4 protein-coding genes are annotated in these 3,919 nt (G+C 62.6%); all 4 read right to left on the bottom strand.

The genetic code is table 11. The annotated features are described in order from the left end of the window. The coding region (locus GVY42_RS15150) for a hypothetical protein (protein ID WP_159563748.1) at nucleotides 1-256 on the bottom strand (256 nt) is incomplete at its 3' end. A 134-nt stretch (nucleotides 257-390) separates the two neighbouring features. Then, the gene (locus GVY42_RS15145; protein ID WP_159563747.1) at nucleotides 391-1,065 is read right to left on the bottom strand and encodes a DUF975 family protein; all 675 of its coding nucleotides are present in this window, start codon (nucleotides 1,063-1,065) and stop codon (nucleotides 391-393) included. Nucleotides 1,066-1,338: 273 nt separating this feature from the next. Then, nucleotides 1,339-3,405, bottom strand: coding sequence for a hypothetical protein (locus GVY42_RS15140; protein WP_159563746.1), 2,067 nt, complete (start codon nucleotides 3,403-3,405; stop codon nucleotides 1,339-1,341). Then, nucleotides 3,402-3,919: hypothetical protein (locus GVY42_RS15135; protein ID WP_236549001.1), on the bottom strand; the 518-nt coding region annotated here is incomplete at its 5' end. The genes GVY42_RS15140 and GVY42_RS15135, both read right to left, overlap by 4 nt.

Here is a 3,919-nt window from a genome sequence, read left to right as displayed (position 1 = left end):
TCTTCACGTCCGGCGCGACGGTCCCGGTCACCCGGTCCTGTCCCTGGTAGTAGTCGATCGGCACGGGCGCCTCGAGGTCCGTGAGGAGGGCGAGCGACGACTCGAACGGCGTGAGCGCCTCCCGGGTGATGCTGTCGCCCGTCTCGGCATGCGTCGGCTGCGCGATGCCGCACGAGACCGCGAGGAGGAGGGCGAGGAGTACCCCGCGCAGGAGGTGTGCCCTCGCCTTATGTATGGTTGTCGATGATCGGATCATATGGTCATCCCTTTCGTTTGTGATGTCGTGCGTCCCCGTCCCTTCGGTCCCACTCTGGGACAGGTCGATGAAGAACTGAAATCATTGCCTGAAAGCGCTCGCCCCGCCTGATGAATCGGACAGGGACGGTTTGGTCAGAACCCTTGTTCCGTCCCATGCGTCGGCTCATCCGTACCGGCTTCCCCGTTGTCGCGGATCGCGTCATAGAACGTCGCGTACGTGGTCGAGATGTACGGCCCGATGAAGAAGAACCCGATCCCGAGCGTCAAGGTCCCGACGAGGAACCAGCCGAGGAAGGACAGGACGAGCATGAGCGCCTCCATCTTGTGGCCATCCATGAGGCGACGGGACTCCGTGATCGACTCGAGCACGGACAGCTCGGGCCGGTCGCGCAAGATGTACGGTGTGAGCGAGTAGGAGAAGCCTTTGATGACTCCCGGTACGATCAACAGCAAGCTCCATAGCACGAGGAACACACTCATCACCAACGAGGTGACGACATGTTTGAGGTATCGGGTCCGGAACGGCCTGAACATCGTCCAGAGCGAGGCGCCCTTCTCACGTGAGACGTCGAGCGTGAGCCATGACCACCCGATGGCGAGCGGGGCGATCATGATCTGCACGACATGGGAGACGAACACCCAGGTGAGCGCTCTCGATGTGAACAGTTCTGGGGAGTCGGCGTCCACCCCGGGCATGAACCATTGGGGGATGCCGCTGACGATGAAGAACAGGAGCGCCACCCCGGCCATCCTCCACCAGTTTCCTTTCAAGGCGTGTCGCGCCTGTCGTTTCCATTCCATTCTCATCATCATCCATCCTTTTTCATAGTCGTAGTCTTTCTAGGGGCGTACACGGCGTGTACGTGGCAAACACTGTTCATCATTCCACACCTGTCAAGAAACGAGATATAGCGAGCACGTGCCCTCCGCCCGCTTCCGTCATCAGAAGGCGGGACCTGGTCGGGGGCGCGTCACGATCGTGGCAACGGCGAGACCCGACAAGAGGGGGCCTGAACTGCCCCCTCATCAAAGCACTCCACATAGGTATCGTCGCCATCTCAGGACGGACGGTACCCCTGTTCACCCCTGCGGGGCGAGGCTCCCGTCGAAGAGCGGGTTCTTGAACACCGTCTCGGCGAGCGTTTCGGCCGCGAGCGCCTCGGCCGTCGTGGCCGCGGGCACCTCGAGCACGAGCGAGGTGATCGGGTTCTCCGTCGTGATCGCGACCCCGGTGAAGATCGACACCTTCAGGAAGAAGACCTCGTCGGAGAGGACGCGCAACGTCGCCTCATACACGTTCGCCCGGTTCTGGCGTCGCTTCTGCGTCTCGTTCCAATACGAGGTCTCGGACGCGACGGCCCCATGCAGGTGCACATAGTCCTCTGTCGCGCCGGTGTCTTCGAGCTGGAACCCGTCCCGGTCATACGCCTTCACGGCGATCCGGTAGTACGCCTCGCCCTTCGGCGCCCGCAGGCGCAGACACTTCAGCTTGCGCGCGTCGATCGTCATGCCGTCCGCCAACAGCCCCCACGCGGGGATCGAGTGGAACGTGACGACCGGCTCGCCGGCCGGGTCGCTGACGACCTGACGTTCGAGCGACGACCAGCCGTGGAGGTCGTGTTCCCACACGCCGTCCCGGAACAGCGTCCGGGCGTCGAGCTGGAAGAACGGGTGATCCGGAGCCGTCGGCACCACCGGTCCCGTGGGTTCCGGCACGAGTGCCTGGAAACGTCCGTCCCGGTAGAGGTAATAGCCCTCCGGATGGGTGACGGTGTCGAGGTGGTAGAGCGTCCCCTCACCCGGGGCGACCGGCTCCGCGGTGAGCCGGGTGAGCTGGATCGACCCGACATCCGAGATTTCCTCCACCCCTGAGATCGTGCCGACGTCACAGATATCCGTGACGTTCGCGAGGCGCTCGACGTCCGTCAACGACCCGACCCCCGTGATGGCATCGACGTTCGTCAGGAGGTCGACCTCGCGGATCGTCCCCGTCCCCCGGATGGTTTTCGCGTTGCGGATATCGTGTTGCCCTTGGAGCTCGATGGCGGATTGCCACCCGGTGACCACCGCGTCCTTCGATGGGGAACCGTCGATTTCCACTATCGTCGCGTTGCGGATGAAGGGGACGTGGAGATAACGATTGTCGAGGATCAGGTTCTCCTCGTTCTCCGGCCCCTCCATGATGATGTTGCGTTCCTTTGTGGCCTCGTTTTTGATCGCCGAATAGAAGTTCCCGGCGACGAGGTTCCCCCGGGAGATGATCCGTTTCTCCTCTTCGCCCCCGCCTGCGACTGGGATTTTGCCGGCGAATGTCCTGAGTAGGACGCCCGCCACATCCCAGTTGTAGTCTTCGTTGTTATCCCCCGTGTTCTCGAACCGGTTGCCGATGATGCTGGAGAAGGCCGACCCACGGAGCTCCACCCCGTACTGGAAGTTCTCGAAGGCACAGCCCGACACGTGGATGTGGTTCGTGTAGCCCGTCTCGACCTGCACGCCGACCCGTGTCGCGACGACGCGGCAGTTCTGGAGACGGTTCGAGTTGGCGCTGTGGTGGAAGGCGAAGGCTTTCTCCAAGTTGGTCCCCGCCCCGTTGTTCCCGTTGACGGAGACGTCATAGAGCGTGTTGTAGTAGGCCGTCCCTTGGTTGTGCGCCCCGCCGGTGAACCGGAACGCTGTGTCCTTACACCCTCCCGAAAAGACCCGGACGCGTGCGATGACCGACTCGTACACCCGGTCCAGCATGAACCCGGCCTTGGTTTCGCCGCTCAGGGTCACCATCAGGTCCTCGATGACGATGCCGCCGATCGAGCCGTTTGGGAGCGCTTCCGGGTGCGTCCGCGGGTTCTGGAACAGGTAGGGATGGGTGGTGCTTCCTCTGTGACGGATCCTGCTATGGGTGCCGACCCCTTTGATCGTCGTGTTCGGGCACAGGTTGATGTAGTTGACCACGTATTCCCCTTTCGGGACGAACACGTTCCACCCGTTCTTGGACGCGTGGTCGAGGCAGGCGTTGAACGTGTTCGTGAAATTATGGAGGGGGTCCTCGTCCGTGATGGAGGTCGCGGAACGTTTCTGGCGGACGGCCGGGTCGAGGATGCTGATGAACCCGTTCACGACCTCGGGGGTGCCGGTGATCGTATAGCTCATCGCGCGTCCCCCCCGACCGGCCAGCCTATCTCGGCCGCCGGCGTGAACGACTCATACGACGCGTTCGTCGCCTCATAGACGTATTCCCCCGGCGGGCCCTCGTTCCCCTTCGAGTCGACGCCGTACACGTAGTACGTCTCGCCGTGCTTGTACTGTGTATGGTCGAGCGGGATGTCGAAGGACCAATACTGCGTAGGGTCAAAGTCTTTCGCATCCATCACCCGGCCGTCGGCGTCCTTGATGACGACGCGGTGCGTCCCGCGGCCGACCCTGGCACGGAATTTATAATCGCCGTTGTTCCATCCCATCTGGACGCGGATGTCCGGCGTCACGACCATGCGCTCGCCCTCGCGGCCCCGCTTGTCGATCGAGACGAACTCGAAGACCGCCGTGTCCGAGAGGTCGAGCCGTTGCTCCCACGGCAGGTAGAAGTGGACGTTATCATACGCGTGTCGAAGCCCGACCGTGTTGTAGTAGACCCCGTCGATGTAGAGACGCATCCGGTCGACATCCT

The organism is Exiguobacterium sp. 8A (genome assembly GCF_902506275.1).
In the GTDB taxonomy this organism is placed as follows: Bacteria; Bacillota; Bacilli; order Exiguobacteriales; family Exiguobacteriaceae; genus Exiguobacterium; species Exiguobacterium profundum.
This window is presented reverse-complemented; position numbering and strand designations above follow the sequence as displayed.

What these genes read in the sequence shown, in the direction of transcription:
- GVY42_RS15145 (WP_159563747.1), bottom strand. Translation starts at nt 1,065, where the DNA reads ATGAGAATGGAATGGAAACGACAGGCGCGACACGCCTTGAAAGGAAAC.
- GVY42_RS15140 (WP_159563746.1), bottom strand. Translation starts at nt 3,405, where the DNA reads ATGAGCTATACGATCACCGGCACCCCCGAGGTCGTGAACGGGTTCATC.